Source organism: Bradyrhizobium sp. Kon56 (genome assembly GCF_055807635.1).
Genome location: NZ_JBVVOU010000457.1, coordinates 1 through 264, shown reverse-complemented (window position 1 = coordinate 264; position 264 = coordinate 1). Strand labels below are relative to the sequence as shown.

Here is a 264-nt window from a genome sequence, read left to right as displayed (position 1 = left end):
GCCCGGCATTGAAGATTGGGCAACATAAGTTGCCATTTCGTCAAAGGGCAAGGCCTGGCGGTTGCGATTCCCATCAAGATCTTCACGCTGAATGTAAACGGTGCGTAGCCCAACGCACTCCAGCGCAATGAACAACAGCAGAGCCCCCCACTTCAACGCCTTATAAGGCACACTTTCCAACAAAAGCACAATTACGATGGGTAACGCCATTAGCGAAAAAAACAGATAACGCTCCATGAACATTGGTTTTACCAGGGAGAGTAG

The 264-nt window shown here is 49.2% G+C and carries 1 protein-coding gene; it reads right to left on the bottom strand.

Going from position 1 to position 264, the window contains the following annotated elements; translation table 11 throughout:
• Positions 1–243 (bottom strand): hypothetical protein (locus tag AC0L3B_RS39650; protein WP_473383315.1); only part of this gene is annotated, 243 nt, incomplete at its 3' end.
• Positions 244–264: the final 21 nt, after the last annotated feature.